General features: G+C 68.9%; 19 protein-coding genes. 6 read left to right on the top strand and 13 right to left on the bottom strand.

What is annotated here, in order from left to right; translation table 11 throughout:
• Window positions 1-35: 35 nt before the first annotated feature.
• The gene (locus ABIC47_RS09090; protein WP_018190016.1) at window positions 36-869 is read left to right on the top strand and encodes a purine-nucleoside phosphorylase; all 834 of its coding nucleotides are present in this window, start codon (window positions 36-38) and stop codon (window positions 867-869) included.
• A complete protein-coding gene (locus ABIC47_RS09085) occupies window positions 866-2,587 on the top strand; it encodes a phospho-sugar mutase (RefSeq protein WP_354479576.1) in 1,722 nt (573 codons plus the stop codon). The genes ABIC47_RS09090 and ABIC47_RS09085 overlap by 4 nt, the downstream gene beginning before the upstream one ends.
• Before the next feature lie 79 nt (window positions 2,588-2,666).
• Here ABIC47_RS09085 and ABIC47_RS09080 read toward each other — a convergent pair whose 3' ends face one another.
• Complete coding sequence (locus ABIC47_RS09080; protein ID WP_354479573.1) at window positions 2,667-3,854, bottom strand: MFS transporter; 1,188 nt, start codon at window positions 3,852-3,854, stop codon at window positions 2,667-2,669.
• 50 nt (window positions 3,855-3,904) lie between these two features.
• Here ABIC47_RS09080 and ABIC47_RS09075 point away from each other — a divergent pair, with 50 nt between their 5' ends.
• Complete coding sequence (locus ABIC47_RS09075; RefSeq protein WP_018190013.1) at window positions 3,905-4,207, top strand: ArsR/SmtB family transcription factor; 303 nt, start codon at window positions 3,905-3,907, stop codon at window positions 4,205-4,207.
• A 1-nt stretch (window position 4,208) separates the two neighbouring features.
• Here the strand turns inward: ABIC47_RS09075 and ABIC47_RS09070 are convergent, their stop codons facing one another.
• The 11 genes from ABIC47_RS09070 to ABIC47_RS09020 form a co-directional block, all read right to left on the bottom strand.
• Window positions 4,209-4,481 (bottom strand): PTS sugar transporter subunit IIB, encoded by a 273-nt coding sequence (locus ABIC47_RS09070; RefSeq protein ID WP_018190012.1) that lies wholly within the window; start codon window positions 4,479-4,481, stop codon window positions 4,209-4,211.
• Window positions 4,478-4,936, bottom strand: a complete 459-nt coding sequence (locus ABIC47_RS09065) for a PTS sugar transporter subunit IIA (protein WP_018190011.1) — start codon at window positions 4,934-4,936, stop codon at window positions 4,478-4,480. The genes ABIC47_RS09070 and ABIC47_RS09065 overlap by 4 nt, the downstream gene beginning before the upstream one ends.
• A gap of 24 nt (window positions 4,937-4,960) precedes the next feature.
• Entirely contained in the window at window positions 4,961-6,079 is a 1,119-nt protein-coding gene (locus tag ABIC47_RS09060; protein WP_089874771.1) for an adenosine deaminase, read from the bottom strand.
• A 10-nt stretch (window positions 6,080-6,089) separates the two neighbouring features.
• Window positions 6,090-7,397, bottom strand: a complete 1,308-nt coding sequence (locus ABIC47_RS09055) for a thymidine phosphorylase (protein WP_020075449.1) — start codon at window positions 7,395-7,397, stop codon at window positions 6,090-6,092.
• 16 nt (window positions 7,398-7,413) lie between these two features.
• Window positions 7,414-7,851 (bottom strand): cytidine deaminase, encoded by a 438-nt coding sequence (locus ABIC47_RS09050; protein ID WP_354479567.1) that lies wholly within the window; start codon window positions 7,849-7,851, stop codon window positions 7,414-7,416.
• The gene (locus ABIC47_RS09045) at window positions 7,848-9,140 is read right to left on the bottom strand and encodes an ABC transporter permease (protein WP_018190007.1); all 1,293 of its coding nucleotides are present in this window, start codon (window positions 9,138-9,140) and stop codon (window positions 7,848-7,850) included. The genes ABIC47_RS09050 and ABIC47_RS09045 overlap by 4 nt, the downstream gene beginning before the upstream one ends.
• Entirely contained in the window at window positions 9,137-10,435 is a 1,299-nt protein-coding gene (locus ABIC47_RS09040) for an ABC transporter permease (protein ID WP_018190006.1), read from the bottom strand. The genes ABIC47_RS09045 and ABIC47_RS09040 overlap by 4 nt, the downstream gene beginning before the upstream one ends.
• Window positions 10,432-11,952, bottom strand: a complete 1,521-nt coding sequence (locus ABIC47_RS09035; protein WP_354479564.1) for an ABC transporter ATP-binding protein — start codon at window positions 11,950-11,952, stop codon at window positions 10,432-10,434. Before ABIC47_RS09035 ends, ABIC47_RS09040 begins: the two co-directional genes overlap by 4 nt.
• A gap of 212 nt (window positions 11,953-12,164) precedes the next feature.
• Window positions 12,165-13,247 carry a BMP family lipoprotein gene (locus ABIC47_RS09030; protein WP_018190004.1) on the bottom strand — a complete coding sequence of 361 codons (1,083 nt, stop codon included), beginning with the start codon at window positions 13,245-13,247 and terminating at the stop codon, window positions 12,165-12,167.
• A 178-nt stretch (window positions 13,248-13,425) separates the two neighbouring features.
• Window positions 13,426-14,559 carry a magnesium and cobalt transport protein CorA gene (locus ABIC47_RS09025; protein ID WP_354479561.1) on the bottom strand — a complete coding sequence of 378 codons (1,134 nt, stop codon included), beginning with the start codon at window positions 14,557-14,559 and terminating at the stop codon, window positions 13,426-13,428.
• Between the two features lie 64 nt (window positions 14,560-14,623).
• On the bottom strand, window positions 14,624-15,793 hold the full coding sequence (locus tag ABIC47_RS09020) for a glycosyltransferase family 4 protein (protein WP_020075453.1): 1,170 nt from the start codon (window positions 15,791-15,793) through the stop codon (window positions 14,624-14,626).
• Window positions 15,794-15,867: 74 nt separating this feature from the next.
• Between ABIC47_RS09020 and ABIC47_RS09015 the strand changes: the two genes are divergently transcribed.
• Window positions 15,868-17,007, top strand: a complete 1,140-nt coding sequence (locus ABIC47_RS09015; protein WP_018190001.1) for a mannose-1-phosphate guanylyltransferase — start codon at window positions 15,868-15,870, stop codon at window positions 17,005-17,007.
• 20 nt (window positions 17,008-17,027) lie between these two features.
• On the opposite strand, the gene ABIC47_RS09010 is transcribed toward ABIC47_RS09015, so the two are convergent.
• Window positions 17,028-17,252 carry a hypothetical protein gene (locus ABIC47_RS09010; protein ID WP_018190000.1) on the bottom strand — a complete coding sequence of 75 codons (225 nt, stop codon included), beginning with the start codon at window positions 17,250-17,252 and terminating at the stop codon, window positions 17,028-17,030.
• Between the two features lie 161 nt (window positions 17,253-17,413).
• Between ABIC47_RS09010 and sdhC the strand changes: the two genes are divergently transcribed.
• Window positions 17,414-17,830 (top strand): succinate dehydrogenase, cytochrome b556 subunit, encoded by a 417-nt coding sequence (gene sdhC / locus ABIC47_RS09005; RefSeq protein WP_081626591.1) that lies wholly within the window; start codon window positions 17,414-17,416, stop codon window positions 17,828-17,830.
• Between the two features lies 1 nt (window position 17,831).
• Entirely contained in the window at window positions 17,832-18,275 is a 444-nt protein-coding gene (locus ABIC47_RS09000; protein WP_018189998.1) for a succinate dehydrogenase hydrophobic membrane anchor subunit, read from the top strand.
• The last annotated feature ends 18 nt before the right edge of the window (window positions 18,276-18,293 follow it).

The following is an 18,293-nucleotide window of genomic DNA, read 5'->3' as shown; positions in this document are numbered from 1 at the left end:
CCTGTGGAAAGCCGGCCGCTCAGTAGAGTTGGCTCATGCTGGAATCCATCACGAACCCGCTCGACGACCCCTCTGCCGACCCGTTCGAGGTCGCTCGGGAGGCCGCGGGCCAGCTCGCCGAGAAGACGGGCGTCGAGCGCCATGACATCGCGCTTACGCTGGGCAGCGGCTGGGGCCGTGCCGCCGACCTGATCGGCGAGACCGTCGCCACCGTCCCCGCCACCGAGATCGTCGGCTTCAGCAAGCCGGCTCTCGAGGGCCACGTCGGAACGCTGCGCTCCATCCGACTGCCGAACGGCAAGCACGCGCTGGTGATCGGCGCGCGCACCCACTATTACGAAGGGCACGGCGTGCGCCGGGTCGTCCACAGTGTCCGCACCGCCGCGGCCGCCGGAGCGACCACGATGGTGCTCACCAACGGTGCCGGCGGCATCAAGGAGCACTGGAAGCCGGGAACGCCCGTCCTCATCTCCGACCACATCAACCTCACGGCGGACTCCCCGCTCGAGGGCGCCACCTTCATCGACCTCACCGACCTCTACTCTCCGCGTCTCCGTGCGCTCGCCCGGACCATCGACCCCAGCCTCGACGAGGGCGTGTACACGCAGTTCCGCGGTCCGCACTACGAGACGCCGGCCGAGGTCCAGATGGCCAAGACCATCGGCGGCCACATCGTCGGGATGTCGACAGCGCTCGAGGCGATCGCCGCCCGCCAGGCCGGCATGGAGATCCTCGGGATGTCGCTCATCACCAACCTGGCGGCGGGCATCCAGAAGACGCCGCTCAGCCACCAGGAGGTCATCGACGCCGGTCGTGCCGCGGAGCCGGTGATCAGCGCCCTTCTCGCCCAGATCGTGGAGGCCCTGTGACCGACAACGCGACGTCCACGAAGAAGGACACCCCGGAGCTGCTCAGCGAGGCCCGCGCCTGGCTTGCGCAGGACCCCGACCCGGAGACCCGTGACGAGCTGGATGCGCTCATCGTCGCCGCCGAGGCCGGCTCGGCCGAGGCGATCGCCGACCTGCACTCGCGGTTCGACGAGCGGCTCGCGTTCGGAACCGCCGGTCTGCGCGGCGCCATCGCCGCGGGCCCCAACCGCATGAACCGCGTGCTCGTGGCGCAGGCGGCCGCAGGCTTCGCGCGCTGGCTGCTGGAGCACGCCGAGGGCGGAACGCCGTCGGTCGTGATCGGGTACGACGGACGCAAGAACTCTGACGTCTTCGCCCGCGACACCGCGGAACTCATGGCCGGTGCGGGCATCCGCGCCGTGCTGCTCCCCCGCCTCCTGCCGACACCGGTGCTCGCGTTCGCGGTCCGGCACCTGGATGTGAGCGCCGGCGTCATGGTGACCGCCAGCCACAACCCGCCGAACGACAACGGGTACAAGGTCTATCTCGGCGGAGACGACCACGGCTCGCAGATCGTCTCGCCGGTCGACGCCGAGATCGCCGCGCACATCCTCGAGGTCGCTCAGGGCAGTGTGGCCGACCTGCCGCGCTCCGACCGCTACGAGATCGCCCCCGACGACGTGGAGCAGGCCTACATCGACGCGACCGTCGCGGTGGCCGTCACGGACACCCCGCGTGACGCGGTGTCGTTCGTGTACACCGCGATGCACGGCGTCGGCTGGCGCACCGCACGCGAGGTGTTCGCGCGTGCCGGATTCGCCTCCCCCACCCCGGTCACGGCGCAGATCGAACCGGATCCCGCCTTCCCGACCGTCGCCTTCCCGAACCCCGAGGAGCCGGGCGCGATGGACCTGTCGTTCCAGACCGCCCGTGAGGCCGGGGCCGACCTGGTGATCGCGAACGACCCGGATGCCGACCGGCTCGCCGTCGCGGTGCCCGACCCGTCGAGTCCGGACGGCTACCGACGGCTCTCCGGCAACGAGGTCGGCGCCCTGCTCGGCTGGCGCGCCGCCGAGATCGCTGTGGAGCGAGCGGATGAGCGCGGCGCCTTCGGGACGCTGGCCTGCTCGGTCGTCTCGTCGCCGGCCCTCGCCGCGGTCGCGCGCGCGTACCGGCTCGATTTCGCCGACACCCTCACCGGGTTCAAGTGGGTGTCCCGCGCCCCCGGCCTCGTCTACGGCTACGAGGAGGCGCTGGGCTACCTGGTGAACCCGGACACCGTCCGCGACAAGGACGGCATCTCGGCCGCCGTCGCCCTGCTCGATCTGGCGAACGGGCTCGCCGTGGACGGCGTCACCATCGCCGGACGCCTGGAGGCCTTCGCCGAGCGGTTCGGTTTCTTCGCGAGCGACCAGATCTCGCTACGGGTGACGGACCTTTCGCGCATCGGCGAGATCATGGCGGCGCTGCGGTCCACCCCTCCGAGTCATCTGGGCGAGGTGCGCGTGACGCAGATCGACGACCTGCGCGACGGATTCGGCGGATTGCCTCCGAGCGATGCGCTGCGCATCCTGCTGGAAGACGGCTCCCGAGTTATGGTCCGCCCGAGCGGCACGGAGCCCAAGCTGAAGATCTACATCGACGCATCGAGCGACGAGGGCACGGTCGAGCAGCGGCGGCAGACGGCGACCGACCGGGTCGCCGCACTGGCCGAGGCAATGCGCCTGCTCGTCGCCTGATCCCGACGGTCCGGCGCGGCCCCGCCTTCGCGTGGCCGCGCCAGACCAGCGGATCTGGTTCAGACCCGCTCGGCCCGCCTCAGACGGTCACCGCGCGCGGAGTCCGCGCCAGATAACCGACGACGAACACGCCGAGCGCTCCCAGAGTGACCAGGGCTCCCGCCAGCGGCACGGCCACGGCCCCTCCCGCCGACAGGGCGAGCGCTCCGATCGGCGGCGCGATCGCGATCCCCACGTACATCGCCGTCGAGTACCACGACAGCGCGAGAGCCGAGCTCTCCGGATCGACGTGGACGAGGCGGTGCTGCACCGGGATGGCGATCGCGAACGCCGCGACGCCCCACAGCGCGAACACGACGACGGACGCGACGAAGGACGTCTCCGCGAAGGCCAGGACCACCAGCATCACGGCTTGTCCGGCGAGGGCGACGATCGCGACGATCCTGCTGCCGAAGCGGTCGGTGAGCGGACCCGCGACCGAGTTGCCCGCGACTCCGGCGACACCGTAGGCGAGCAGCAGGATGGCGAGCAGCGCCCCGGAGCCGCCGGTCGAGGCATGGGTCACCGCCGCCGAGAAGATGTAGACGATGTTGAATCCGGCGACCATCAGCAGCGTGGTTCCGAGCGGCGCCACGATACGGAGGTCGGCCAGCGGGGCCAGCCGCCGACGCAGGCTGACCGCCGGAGGCACGGGCACGCCGCGAACGACGAGCGGGATCGCGACGACCAGCACCACGGCGATGCCGACGATGCACCAGAGCGCGAAGCGCCAGCCCGCGACGCCGCCGAGGGCGGTGCCGAGGGGCGACCCGACCGCCGTGGCCAGCGTGAAGCCGGCTCCCACGATCGCGAGGGCCTGTCCTCGCTTGCCCGGCCGGGCGAGCGATGCCGCCGCCGCGGTGGCTGTTGGGACGAGGGCGGCACCGCCGAGGCCGGAGAAGGTGCGTCCGGCGATGAACAGCGGGAGGTTCGGAGCAAGCGCCGAGGCGGCCGTCCCGATGGCGAAGACCGCGAGTCCGGCGGCCATGAGGGTCGCGCGCGGCACGCGCGGAAGGAGGATGGAGACGGCCGGTGCGGCGACCGCAACGACCAGCGAGTAGGTGGTGATCGACCAGCTGACCTGGGTCGCCGTCGCGCCGATGCTCTCGCCGACGCGCGGCAGGAGGCCCGCGATCACGAACGCGTTCGTGCCGACGACGAACAGGGCGAGGGCGAGCACCAGCAGGGCCGGAAGCGTCCTGCGGTATGATTGTTCGATGAACGTCATACCGTTACGGTACGACTATTGTTCGATGATTGTCAAACAATTGTGGTGAGATGACCGACTACCCCACGCCCGACATGGCCGATGTGCAGCTCGTGGATGTGCTGCGCGCCCTCGCCGACCCCATCCGGCTGCAGATCGTCCGGGTCCTCGCGGACGGCCGCCCGCATCCCAAGTCCATGACCGAGTGGGGCGTCGACATCCAGAAGTCGACCATGGCACATCACTTCAAGACGCTGCGCGAGGCCGGTGTCACGCGCACGATCGTCTCCGGCCGCACGCACGAGATCCAGCTGCGTCGCGAGGAGCTGGACGACCGCTTCCCCGGGCTCGTCGAGGCCCTTCTGCAGGGCTGAGTCAGCCGAGCGCCTCGTCGAGCTTGCGCTCCAGCTCATCCAGGTCGAAGTAGTTCTCCACCACGATCACGTCGGCGTTCGTGCGACCGATGCGGTCGACGAGCTCCGGCGAGGTGAGCACGACCTGCGCGTCGGACGCCGCCTCGGCGATGTTCGCCGCGTCGGACGCGGTGACGTCCGCGTCGATCCCCAGCCGGTCTAGCACCCGCTCGGCGTTGACCTTGAGGATGCCGGACGTACCGACGCCGACGCCGCAGATCGCGACGATCTTCACCGCGACGCCTCCTCGCTCAGCGTGAGGATGCGCTGCACGTCGGCTACGTCGGTCGCCGCGGCCAGGGCCGGGATCGCCTCCGGGTCGTTGAAGACGTTCGCCAATTCGGCCACGCTCGTCACATGCGCCTCGGGCGTCGAGACGGCAAGGCCGAGGACCACCGAGACCGGGTCGTTGTGCGGGTGACCGAAGACCACCGGCTCGTCGAGGGTGACGACGGAGAGGCCGTCCGCGTTCACGTCGGGACCGGGTCGGGCGTGCGCCAGAGCGAGGCCCGGCGCGATGACGATGTAGGCGCCGAACTCCTCGATCACCTGGATCATGCGCTGAGCGTAGCCCTGCTCCGTCGCTCCGGAGCGCGCCAGCGCCTGCCCTGCCAGCTCGACCGCTTCACGCCAGTCGGCGGCGTGCGCGCCGACGGTGATGGCGGAATCAGGCAGCGGTGGCAGTGACATATCTTCAGCGTAACGCCCGAGGGGTTACGAACCCTCGAAACCTGCTGTGATGATCTCCGCGAGCTCTTCGCGCTCCTCCAGCGGCAGGAAGGATGCCGCCGCGGCGTTGAGCTGGAAGATCTCCAGGTCGGTGCGGTCGTAGGCGAACGCGTCGGCGAGGATGCTCAGCTCGCGGGTCAGGGTCGTGCCGCTCATCAGCCGGTTGTCGGTGTTGACGGTGACGCGGAAGCCCAGCTGGTAGAGCAGGTCGAACGGGTGGTCGAGGATGTCGTCGCCCCATGCGGCGATGGCGCCGGTCTGCAGGTTCGACGTCGGGCTCGTCTCGAGGGCGATCTCACGATCCTTGACCCACTGCGAGAGCGTGCCGAGGGTGACATAGGTGTTCTCGTCGTCCTGGCGCTCCACCGTGATGTCCTCGGCGAGACGCACGCCGTGGCCGAGGCGCAGAGCCCGGCCGTCGAGGAGGGCGCTGCGGATGCTCTCGAGGCCGTCGGCCTCGCCCGCGTGGACGGTCGCCGGGAAGAACTCCGACGCCAGGTAGTCGAAGGCGGCGCGATGGTTGGAGGCGGGGAACCCCGCCTCGGCACCGGCGATGTCGAAGCCGACCACGCCGCGGTCGCGGTGGCGGACGGCGAGCTCGGCGATCTCGAGGCCGCGGTCGTTGTGGCGCATGGCGGTGACGAGCTGGCCGATGCGGATGCGCCCCCCGGCGCCACGGACGTCGGCGATGCCCTGCTCGATGCCCTCCTGGACCGCCTCGACGGTCTCGTCGAGGCTGAGGCCGCCGGACAGGTGCTGCTCGGGCGCCCAGCGGAGTTCGCCGTACACGACGCCGTCCGCCCCGAGGTCCTGGACCGACTCGCGGGCGACCCGCACGAGGCCCTCGCGGGACTGCATCACGGCCGTGGTCAGGTCGAACGTCTTCAGGTACTCGACGAGCGAGCCGGAGTTCGACTTCTCGGCGAACCAGCGGCCCAGCTCGGTCGCATCCTGCGCCGGCAGCTCCAGCCCGATCTCCTGGCCCAGTTCGAGCACCGTCGCGGGCCGGAGGCCGCCGTCGAGGTGGTCGTGGAGGGAGACCTTCGGCAGCGGGCGGATCTCCGTGCCGTCGGCCAGCGTGTACTCGTTCCAGGCGTCGCTCATGAGTCCAACCCTAGGCGATGCGGTCGGCGATCAGCGGGCCGCGCTCGTACGCGGTGCCGGGGGCGGCGATCCGGTAGGCGCCCTCCAGAGCCTCGAGTGCGCGCTCGAACCGGGCGGGCTCGTCCGCCGACAGGGTGAACAGCGGCTGACCGGCCCGCACCTCGTCGCCGGGCTTCGCGTGCAGGTCGATCCCGGCCGCGTGCTGCACCGGGTCCTGCTTGCGCGCGCGTCCGGCGCCGAGCCGCCAGGCGGCGATGCCGAAGGGCAGCGCCTGCTGCTCGACGAGGATGCCGTCCTGCTCGGCGACGACGGTGTGCGTCTCCTTCGCGACAGGGAGGGCGGCATCCGGGTCGCCGCCCTGGGCACGGATGACCTCGCGCCACTTGTCCATCGCCCGGCCGTCCTTCAGGGCCGCCTCGACATCCTCGTCCGGGCGTCCGGCGAGGGTCAGCATCTCGCGGGCGAGCGCGACGGTCAGCTCGACGATGTCGGCCGGGCCGCCGCCGGCGAGCACCTCCACCGACTCGCGGACCTCGTTCGCGTTGCCGATCGCGAGGCCGAGCGGGACGTTCATGTCGGTCAGCAGAGCGGAGGTGGCGACGCCGGCATCCCGACCGAGCTCGACCATCGTGCGGGCGAGTTCGCGCGAGCGCTCGATGTCCTTGAGGAAGGCGCCGGAGCCGAACTTCACGTCGAGCACCAGCGCGCCGGTGCCCTCGGCGATCTTCTTCGACATGATCGAGGAGGCGATCAGCGGGATGGCCTCGACCGTCCCGGTGATGTCGCGCAGTGCGTAGAGCTTTCCGTCCGCCGGAGCGAGGCCCGACCCGGCCGCGCAGATGACGCCGCCCTCGTTCCGCAGCTGCGCGAACATCTCCTCGTTGCTGAGGTTCGCACGCCAGCCCGGGATGCTCTCGAGCTTGTCGAGGGTGCCGCCGGTGTGACCGAGACCACGCCCGGACAGCTGCGGCACGGCGACGCCGAACGTCGCGACGAGCGGCATGAGCGGCAGCGTGATCTTGTCACCGACGCCGCCGGTGGAGTGCTTGTCGGCGGTCGGCTTGCCGAGGCCCGAGAAGTCCATCCGCTCGCCCGAGGCGATCATCGCGAGGGTGAGGTCCTTGATCTCGCGGCGCGTCATCCCGTTGAGGAAGATCGCCATGGTCATCGCCGACATCTGCTCGTCGCCGACATAGCCGCGGGTGTACGCGTCGACGAGCCAGTCGATCTCGGCGGTGCTCAGCTCGCCGCGGTCGCGCTTGGTCCTGATCAGGTCGACGGCGTCGAACGCCTCGACCTCTCCTGCACGGTCGGTCACGAAGGTGTTCCTCTGTTCAGTCGTTGTCGTGCTCGGCCGCGTAAGCGGCGAGCTGGCGCGGCCCGAAAGCGTCGGGCAGCACCTGGTCGATGGTGCGGATGCCGGAGACCGTCTCGAGCAGCATCCCCTCCGCCGAGTGCTCGTAGAGCAACTGGCGGCAGCGGCCGCACGGCATCAGGATGTCGCCGTCGCCGTTCACGCACGTGAACGCGACGAGGTGGCCGCCGCCGGTCATCGCGAGCGACGAGACGAGCCCGCATTCGGCGCACAGCGTCACGCCGTAGCTGGCGTTCTCGACGTTGCAGCCGCTGACGATCCGGCCGTCGTCGACGAGCGCCGCCGCACCGACCGGGAACTTGGAGTACGGGACGTATGCGTGCGACATGGCCTCTATCGCGACGGACCGCAGCGCATCCCAGTCGATCGAATCGGGGTTCTGGTCCACGGCGCTCATGACTTGATGTACGGCTTTCCGTCGGCAGCAGGAGCACGCGAGATGCCGACGAGGCCCGCCACGGCGAGGATCGTCACGACGTACGGCAGCATCAGCATGAACTCGCTCGGGACCGGCGAGCCGATGGTGCTGAGCACGTTCTGCAGGTTCGTGGCGAAGCCGAAGAGCAGGGCGGCCAGCGTGGCCTTGATGGGATCCCAACGGCCGAAGATCACGGCCGCGAGGGCGATGAAGCCCTGACCGGCGGTCATCTCCTTCGAGAACGCACCGACGGAGCCGAGCGTGTAGTACGCGCCGCCGAGGCCCGCGATGGCGCCCGCGAGCGAGACGTTCCAGAACCGGGTGCTGTTGACCTTGATGCCGACGGTGTCCGCCGCCTCGGGGTGCTCGCCGACGGACCGGAGCCGGAGGCCCCAACGCGTCTTGAACAGGCCGAACCAGACCAGGAACACGGCGATGTACATGAGGTACTCGATGATCGACTGGTCGAACAGCACCTTGCCGACGATCGGGATCTCGCTGAGCACCGGGATCGGCCAGTTCGGCAGGCGCGGCGGGTGGTTGAGGAGCTGGGGGTTGCCCGCGAGCACCTTCGAGTAGAGGAAGCTCGTGAGACCGACGACGAGCACGTTGAGCACGACGCCGACGATCACCTGGTCGACGAGGTACTTGATCCCGAACGCGCCGAGCAGGAAGGACACCAGCACACCGGCGACCATCGCGGCGATGAGGCCGACGACCCAGCTGCCGGTGAGCGTCGCCGTCATGGCCGAGACGAACGCGCCGGCGAGCAGCTGGCCCTCGATGGCCACGTTCACCACGCCGCCGCGCTCGGAGACGACGCCGCCGAGCGCGCCGAAGACGAGCGGGACCGCGAGGCTGATGGTGCCGAGCAGGAGGCCCGTCACCGGAACCGGATACGGGCTGCCCGAGTCCGCCCAGGTCAGGAAGCCGAACATGAACAGCAGCGAGAAGACGATGACGACCCAGATCGGCGTCCGGCGTGCCCGGTAGGAGAGGTACGCGCTCCACAGGGTGAGCGCGATCAGGAGGATGGTCACGACCGTGGTGGTGACGAAGCTGTCGACCGTCAGTGTGGGCAGACGGACGGCATCCGACTTCTCCGAGAAGCGGAACGTGCTCTCACCGTGCCGGGAGAACCCGAAGAACAGGATGAGGCTGACCAGCACGAAGATGCCGAAAGCGATCGGCGCCTTCCAGGAGCGGATCTCCGCCTTCTCCAGGACGATCGGCGAGGAGTCGGGAACGACGGGGGCGGTGGTGCTCACTTGGCCGCCACCTCCTTCGTGACGATGGGGCGCTGTCTCCGGGGAGTGCTCCCCGGAGCAGGCAGGCGGAAGATCGCGCGCACGAGCGGCGGCGCGGCGACGAACAGGACGATGAGGGACTGCAGGATCAGGACGATGTCGATCGGGATGTCGTTCGCCGCCTGGATGGTGTACCCACCGGCCTTGAGGGCTCCGAAGAGGAGGCCGGCGATGAACACACCCCACGGACGTGACCGACCGAGCAGCGCGACCGTGATCGCGTCGAAGCCGATGCCCGCATCCACACCGGAGCTGATGCCCTGCGGGAAGACACCGAGCGCCTGGCTGGCCCCGGTGATGCCGATCAGGCCACCGGCGATGAGCATGGCGTAGACGTACACGTTCTTGACGTTGATGCCCGCGACGCGTGCGGCGTTCGGGTTCTCACCCACCGCACGGAAGCGGAAGCCGAGGCTCGAACGGTTGATCAGCCACCACACGAAGACCGTCGCGCCGATCACGAGCACGAAGGCCCAGGTGAGGTTGTACTGCGCACCGAGCAGCGGCGGGAAGATCGCGTTGGCGTGCACCGCCGGCGCCTTCGGGTTGTTCGACCCCGGCGCCTGCAGCAGTCCCTGCGTTCGGAGCATGTACGAGATCAGATAGAACGCGATGTAGTTGAGCATGATCGTGACGATCACCTCGTGCGCACCCGTCCGGGCTTTCAGCAGGCCGACGATCCCGGCCCAGATCGCTCCGCCGACGATGCCGGCGACGACGGCAAGCACCAGGTGGATGACCGGCGGCAGGTCGAACGAGAACCCGACCCAGGCGGATGCGGCGGCGGCGATGAGGATCTGCCCCTGACCACCGATGTTGAACAGGCCGACGCGGAAGGCCAGCGCGACGCCGAGACCGCTGACGATCAGCGGAGTGGCGAAGGTGAGCGTCTCGGTCAGCGGCCGGATCCCCGCGCTGAACGACGGCCGGCGGAAGTTGTAGATCGCGCCCTGGAACATCGAGACGTACGCGTCGGAGACCGACGTCCAGATGGCGGCGAAGGTGTCGCCGGGCCGGGCGAAGAAGTACCCCGCCGCCCGCTGCACCTCGGGGTCGGTGACCGCGATGAGGATGGCGCCGACGATCAGGGCGAGGACGACCGCGAGGATCGAGATGACAACGGGCCCGCTCATGATCTCGCGGACCGCCTGGTTCCAGCGCGAGGGCTCCTCACCCGCTGGTGCGGGAGCCGGCGTGCCGGGCTCCACGGGCTGGGCCGGCGCCACGGGCTGGCCGGGCGTGGGGGTCCCCGTCATGCTGCTGCTCCTGCCTGCTCCGGCGACTCGCCGGCCATCATGAGGCCGAGCACGTCGCGAGACGTGTTGCCCGGCACGATTCCTACGATCCCGCCGCGGTACATCACGGCGATGCGGTCGGCGAGGGCGGCGACCTCGTCGAGCTCCGTCGACACCACGATCACCGGGATGCCGGCATCCCGGGTCTCGACGATGCGCTTGTGCACGAACTCGATCGAGCCGACGTCCAGACCGCGGGTCGGCTGCGCCGCCACGAACAGCCGCAGCTCACGGCTGAGCTCGCGGGCGAGCACCACCTTCTGGGCGTTGCCGCCGGAGAGCCGGCCGACCTTCTCGTCGATGGACTGCGTGCGCACGTCGAACTCGCGCACCTTCTCCTCGGCGAACTGCTTGAGATAGGAGAACTGGATGTTGCCGGCCTTCACAAACGGGTCGCTCGTCGAGCGGTCGAGCATGAGGTTCTCCTGGATGGAGAACTCCCCCACCAGGCCGTCCTCGTTGCGGTCCTCCGGCACGAACCCGACACCCTCGTCGAGCACCTTGCGGACGCTGTGGCCCTGGATCGGCTTGCCGTCGAGCAGGATCTCGCCCTGCACACGCGGCTGGAGGCCGATGATCGCCTCCGTCAGCTCCGTCTGGCCGTTGCCCTGAACGCCGGCGATCGCCAGGATCTCACCGGCGGCCACCTCGAAGCTCACGTTGTTCACGACGATCTGCCCGATCGGGTCGATCACCGAGAGGTCCTTGACCACGAGCGCCGGGGCGCCCGGTGTCGCCGCCTTCTTGTCCACCGTGAGCGACACCGCGCGGCCGACCATCATCGACGCGAGCTCGACGTTGGTGGCGGTGGGCTGCGCCTCGCCGATCACCTTGCCGAGCCGGATGACGGTGATGCGGTCGGCGACCTCGCGCACCTCGCGCAGCTTGTGCGTGATGAAGACGATCGCGGTGCCCTGCTCCTTGAGCTGGCGCATGATCGCCATGAGCTCGTCGGTCTCCTGCGGCGTCAGCACCGCCGTCGGCTCGTCGAAGACGAGCACCTTGGCATCCTGCGACAGCGCCTTGATGATCTCCACGCGCTGCTGGACGCCCACCGGGAGATCTTCGACCAGCGCATCCGGGTCGACGTCGAAGCCGAAGCGGGCGGAGATCTCGCGGACCTTGGCCCGAGCGGCGTTGAGGTCGAGACGGCCGCCGAACTTGGTCTGCTCGTGGCCGAGCATGACGTTCTCGGCGACGGTGAAGACGGGGATGAGCATGAAGTGCTGGTGCACCATGCCGATGCCGGCCTTCATGGCGTCGCCCGGGCCGGAGAAGTGCTGGACGACGTCGTCGAGCAGGATCTCGCCCTCGTCGGGCTGATAGAACCCGTAGAGCACGTTCATGAGGGTGGACTTGCCTGCACCGTTCTCGCCGAGCAGGCAGTGGATCTCACCGGGTTCGACGGTCAGATCGATGTGGTTGTTCGCGACCAGGGGACCGAACCGTTTGGTGATCCCGCGGAGTTCGAGCTTCATTCGGGTGGGTTTCCTTCTCTACTCGCCCGGGGGAGCGAAGAGCCTTTGTGAGGAGGGGACACGCGGAACGGCTGGTGGCCTCGTCGCGCATCCTCAACCCTACCTTCCTGCGCAGATGTCAGTGTGTGCTCAGATGAGCGAGGAAGGCGGGGAGGGAACGGAACGGGGAGGCCAGCCGTGGCTGACCTCCCCGTCGAGCGTTCTCGTCGCTGTTACTGCTTGGGCGACGAGGGCGAGGTGACCTTGATCGAGCCGTCGATGATGCCGGCCTTGATCTTGTCGAGCTCACCCTGCAGGCCCGAGTCCACCTTCGACTCGAAGTCGTGGAACGGGGCGATGCCGACGCCGTCGTTCTTCAGCGTGCCCACGTACGGGGTGCTGTCGAACTTGTCCTTGGCGGCCTGGGTGACGACGTCGTTGGTCGCCGGCTTCATGCCCTTCATGACCGAGGTGAGGAGCAGGTCCTTCACGGTCGGGTCGGACTCGTAGACGTCGGCGTCGACACCGATCATCGCGATCGGCTTGCCGGAGTCCTTGATCGCCTGAGCGGCCGACTGGTAGATCGGTCCGCCGACCGGCATGATCACGTCGGCGTTCTGGTCGATGATGCCCTGAGCGGTGTTCTTCGCGGTCTCGTTGGCGTCGAAGCCACCGGTGAAGAGGCCGTTCTGCTTGTCGACATCCCAGCCGACGACCTTGACCGACTTGCCCTTCTGGTCGTTGAAGTACTTCACACCGTCGGCGAAGCCGTCCATGAAGATGGTGACCGTCGGGATCTGCATTCCGCCGAAGGTGCCGACGATGCCGGTCTTCGAGTAGCTGGCGGCGGCGTAGCCGGCCAGGAACGCGGCCTGGGCCGTGTCGAAGATGATCGGCTTGACGTTCTTCGCCTGGATCTCGTTGTCGTCGATGATCGCGAAGTTCACGTCCGGGTTGGCCTTCGCGGCCTTCTCGGTCGCGTCCTTGAGGAGGAAGCCGACCGTCACGACGAGGTTGCAGTTGGCGTCGACCATGCTCTGGATGTTCGGAGCGAAGTCGTTCTCGCTCTTCGACTCCGCCTGCTTGTACTTCACGTCGAGCGACTTCGCGGCCTGCTGCAGACCCTCGTAGCCGAGCTGGTTGAACGAGTGGTCATCGAATCCACCGGAGTCGGAGACCATACAGGGCAGGAAGTCGCTCTTCGCGGCGCCACCGGACGAGCTGTCCGACGGGGCAGCCGAGCAGGCAGCGAGCAGCGACATGACGCCGACCGCCGCGAGGCCGAGGAGTCCGGCCTTTCGGGCTGTGATTGACAAGGTTGTTCCTCCAAGATGCGTAGCCGCGCGGGTAATCGCAGGCTTCTGCGGTTCACGTTACCGAATGTGACGAACCACTCCGTTCGAAAATCCGGGTTCTTCATGCAAGCGTTACAAACGCTCACCCGGTTGGCACGTGCTCATTCGAGCAGCCCGTCCCCCATTCGGGGAGGGGTGCTCAGAGCCAGCCCCGTCGCTTGAAGATGGTGTACAGCAGACCGCTCAGGCCGAGCATCGCGAGGACCGCGAGCGGGTATCCCAACGGCCAGGACAGCTCCGGCATGTGCGTGAAGTTCATGCCGTAGATGCCGGCGATGAGCGACGGTGCGAACAGGATGGCCGCCCACGAGGAGATCTTCTTGACCTCCTCGCCCTGCCGGTTGCTGGAGTGCGCCAACCGCGTCATCTCCTCGTTCTGCCGCTCGGAGACGAGGGTCGAGTTCACCGTCAGGATGTCGCGCAGCAGGTAGCGGAACCCGTCGACGCGCTCGTTGACCTGCGTGAGGTGGTCGGCGACGTCGCGGAGCCGGCGTTCGAGTTCCTGCGTCACGCCGTACTTCACCGAGCCGCGCTCGAGCGCCAGCATGACCGCCGAGAGGGGATGCGTCGCCCGCTGGAAGTCGATGACCTCCCGGGACAGCTCGTAGATGCGCCGGGAGACCAGGGCGTCCCCGCCGAACACCTGCGTCTCGATCTCGTCGATGTCGTTGGCGAGACCCGCGACGACCGGGCTGTACGCATCCACGACCGCGTCGATGATCGCGTAGAGGATGGCCTGCGGCCCGAGCGCGAGCAGCTCCGGCTCGCTCTCCATCCTCTGCCGGACGTGCGAGAGGTCCGGCGACTCGCTGTGGCGGACCGTGATGACGAAGTTGCGCCCGACGAAGAGGTGCAGCTCGCCGAAGTCGACCTCCTCCGGCACGTCCAGGTAGTTCGCCGCCTTGAGCACGACGAAGAGGACTGTGTCGTAGCGCTCCAGCTTGGGGCGCTGGTGGGCGACGATGGCGTCCTCGATCGCCAGCGGGTGGAGGTTGAACTCCTCCGACAGCGACAGCAGCTCCTGCTCGCTCGGCCGGTAGAGGCCGATCCAGGCGACCCCGCCCGGGGTGCGGTCGAGCGCCGCGTAGGTCTCGGCGAGAGACGTCGGGGAGGCGACGCGGACGCCGTCGGCGTAGATCGCGCTGTCCACCATGCTGCGCCGACCCGCGGGCGTTTCGAGCGGCGAGGTCGCGGCGGCCGGAGAGGGAGGCTCGACCCGGCGGGTGCGCGTCACGAAGGGCATCGGGATGCCGCGTCGGTTCTGGTTGGCCATAAGTCACCTCCGTGGTCCGGACGACGTCGAGTCGACACGAGTTCAGGACGGCCCGAGGGGCCACCTAACTGTACGCTCGCGAACCCTCCGGACGCTGGACACGGGTCGCATCCACCGCCGCGACGGCGTCGAGGATCACGCGCTCGTAGTGGCGCGTCAGCTCGCCGCACACGACATCCCAGCTGCGTCCGAGCACGGCGCGGCGTCCGGCCTCCCCCATGCGGCGACGCAGGGCGCCGTCGCGGACGAGCATCGAGACGGCTGCGCGCAGGGCGCGGTCGTCCGACGGGCGGAACAGCAGTCCGTCCACGCCATGCTCGACGAGGTCGATCGGGCCGCCCGCGCGCGGCGCGACCACCGGGAGCCCCGACGCATGGGCCTCCTGCACCGTCTGGCCGAACGTCTCCTCGGATCCGGTGTGTGCGAAGACGTCGAAGGCGGCGTAGGCGGCTGCGAGGTCCTCGCCGCCGAGCCGGCCGAGCCAGGTCACCGGGATGCCGCGAAGCTCGCGGGCGACGGCGTCGCGTGACGGGCCGTCCCCGACGATCGCGAGCGACACTCCCCCGATCCCGCGGAGTGCGCGCAGCCGCTCCACCTGCTTCTCCGGGGCGATGCGGCCGACGTACCCGACGACGGTCTCGCCGTCCGGCGACAGGCGCTCCCGCAGAGCGGCCGCCGCCGACGTTCTCCTCTTATTGGGGTGGTACCGCACCAGATCGACGCCGCGTCCCCAGCGGGCGACCCGCGTGACGCCGGCCGTGCGGAGGTCGTACTCGCTCGCCGCCGACGGCGCCAGCGTCAGGTCGGCGCCCTCGTGGACCCAGCGGACGTACTTCCAGGCGATGGCCGAGGTGACGCCCAGCCCGTTGCGGCGCGCGAAGCCGGCCACGTCCGTCTGGTAGATCGCGACGGACGGCACACCCATCCGGTTGGCCGCCGCGATCGCCTGCGCCCCCAGGAAGAACGGCGAGGCGGCGTGCAGCACATCGGGGCCGAAGCCGGCAAGGATGCGCTGCACCTGCGGGCTCGGCAGCCCGACCGGGAACTGGCGGTACGCGACCGACGGCACCTGGTGGATGCGGAACCCGTTGTACTCCGCCGGCGCCCCCGCGTCCGGGCAGATCACGATCGCCTCGTGCCCCTCGGCCGCCAGATGGTCGAGCACCCGCAGCACACTCGTCGTGACCCCGTTGACTGTGGGGAGGAAGCTCTCGCTGACCACCGCGACCCGCATGACGCCACGCTAGGCGGCGCCGGTGTCGTCACCGTGAACAGCCGGTGTCCGGCGACGCTCGCTATCCTTTCGGCATGACTCAGAAGCGCAGGATCACACAGGGCCCGCCCATCGAGCGCTTCTACAGCGTGATCCCGGCCGGCGGCATCGGCTCACGGCTGTGGCCCCTGTCGCGGGCGGATGCCCCGAAGTTCCTGCACGACCTGACCGGCTCCGGCCAGACGCTTCTCCGCGACACCTGGGATCGCGTCGCTCCCCTGTCGGGCGAGCAGCGCATCATGGTCGTCACGGGCCGGGCCCACCGCGCCGCCGTCGAGTCGCAGCTGCCGTCGCTCACCGACCCGAACGTCGTGCTGGAGTCCGAACCGCGCGATTCCACCGCGGCCATCGGCCTCGCCGCCGCCATCCTGGAGCGCCGCGAGCCCGGCGTGATCATCGGCTCGTTCGCCGCGGACCACGTGATCAACAACCTCCCGCTGTTCCAGTCGGCGGTGCGCGAGGCGGCCGCCTCTGCGCGCGCGGGCTACATCACGACCATCGGCATCCAGCCGACGGAGCCCGCCGTCGGGTTCGGCTACATCCACTACGGCGAGCGGCTCGAGATCGCCGGCGCCCCCAGCGCGCTGGCCGTCGACTCCTTCAAGGAGAAGCCGGACCTGCAGACCGCCGAGCGGTACCTGGCGAACGGCTCGTACCTGTGGAACGCGAGCATGTTCATCTCGCGCGCCGACAAGCTCCTGGAGGAGATCGGCCGCAACAAGCCGAAGCTGCTCGCCGGACTGCTGGAGCTGGCGGAGGCGTGGGACGACCCAGCGACCCGCGGTCCCGCCGTCGACCGGATCTGGCCGGAGCTCGAGAAGATCGCCATCGACTACACGGTCGCGGAGCCGGCGGCCGCTGCCGGTCGCCTCGCCGTCATCCCCGGCTACTTCGACTGGGACGACGTCGGTGACTTCGCGTCGCTCGCGAAGCTCAACTCGGGCGGCCGCAAGTCGGACCTCGCCATCCTCGGCGAGAACGCCCGGGTGCTGTCCGACTCGTCGAGCGGGATCGTGGTGAGTCAGAGCAAGCGGGTGATCAGCCTCATCGGCGTCAAGGACATCGTCGTCGTCGACACCCCGGATGCGCTGCTCGTCACCACGAGCGAGAACGCGCAGCGGGTGAAGGCCGTGGTGGATGCGCTGAAGATCACCGGATCCACCGACGTCCTCTAGTCGGTCGGTCGGTCGGTCGGTCAGTCGACGACCGACGGTCCGTTCTGCACCTCGTGCACCAGCCGCGAGACCTCCTCCTGCGGAAGCTGGATGCCCGCCTCGTCGAGCCGCTGCTTCAGCAGCCGCTCGCTGTCCTCTGAGCCCCGCAGCTGCATGTCCGCGCGGACCTGCTCGACGATGCCGGCGACCTTGCTCTCGTCCGTCGCGTCGGTGCTTCCCTGCATGATCGGTTCGTCCTGTGTCATGGCGTGGACGGTACGCTCGGCCGATCCCGGCGTACAGGGCGGGTTATCTCGACATCGAGATAACTGAGGTCACCCTAAGAGGCGGCTGGACCCCACCCGGCATAGACTGGCGCTGCGCTCACCGCGCCGCATCAGCGATCAGCAACCAGGGAGGGTTGTCCGTGTCAGACCAAGCGACAGGGACCCTGCAGCCGGCCAAGACCCGGCCCGGCGGAACTCTGTACCGTGGCCGTGAGGGGATGTGGTCGTGGGTCCTCCACCGCATCACCGGCGTCGCCATCTTCTTCTTCCTTCTCGTCCACATCCTGGACACGTCGCTCATCCGCGTGAGCCCCGAGGCGTACAACGCGGTGATCGGCACCTACAAGAACCCGATCATGGGACTCGGCGAGATCGCCCTCGTAGCGGCCATCGTGTTCCACGCCTTCAACGGCATCCGCATCATCCTGATCGACTTCTGGAGCAAGGGCGTCAAGTACCAGAAGGTCATGTTCTGGATCGTCATCGCGCTCTGGGTGATCCTGATGGCCGGCTTCGTGCCCGTCCAGCTCGTCCACATCTTCTCGGAGGTGAACTGACGTGACGACCATCGAGGCGCCGCGCACCCCCGCAGCCCGATCCTCCCGCGGCAAGAACTGGGAGAAGTGGGGCTGGATCTACATGCGGTTCTCGGGCGTCCTGCTCGTGATCCTCATCTTCGGCCACCTGCTGATCAACCTCGTCCTCGGCGACGGCGTCAAGCAGATCGACTTCGCCTTCGTCGCCGGCAAGTACGCCACGCCGTTCTGGCAGGTCTGGGACCTCCTGATGCTGTGGCTCGCCCTGATCCACGGCGGCAACGGGATGCGGACGCTCATCAACGACTACGCCTACAACCGGGTGGTCAACCGCATCCTCAAGTGGGCCGTCCTCGCCGCGGTCGTCGTGCTGATCGTGCTCGGAACGCTCGTGATCTTCACGTTCGACCCGTGCCCGGCCGGCGCCGCGGCCTCCGACCTGCCGTCCTTCTGCCCGGCACGCTGATCCTTCGACAACGGAAGA

Source organism: Leifsonia sp. 563, assembly GCF_040545055.1.
In the GTDB taxonomy this organism is placed as follows: domain Bacteria; phylum Actinomycetota; class Actinomycetes; order Actinomycetales; family Microbacteriaceae; genus Leifsonia.
The sequence above is the reverse complement of the archived record's forward strand: the minus strand, read 5'-3'. Positions and strand labels throughout refer to the sequence as shown.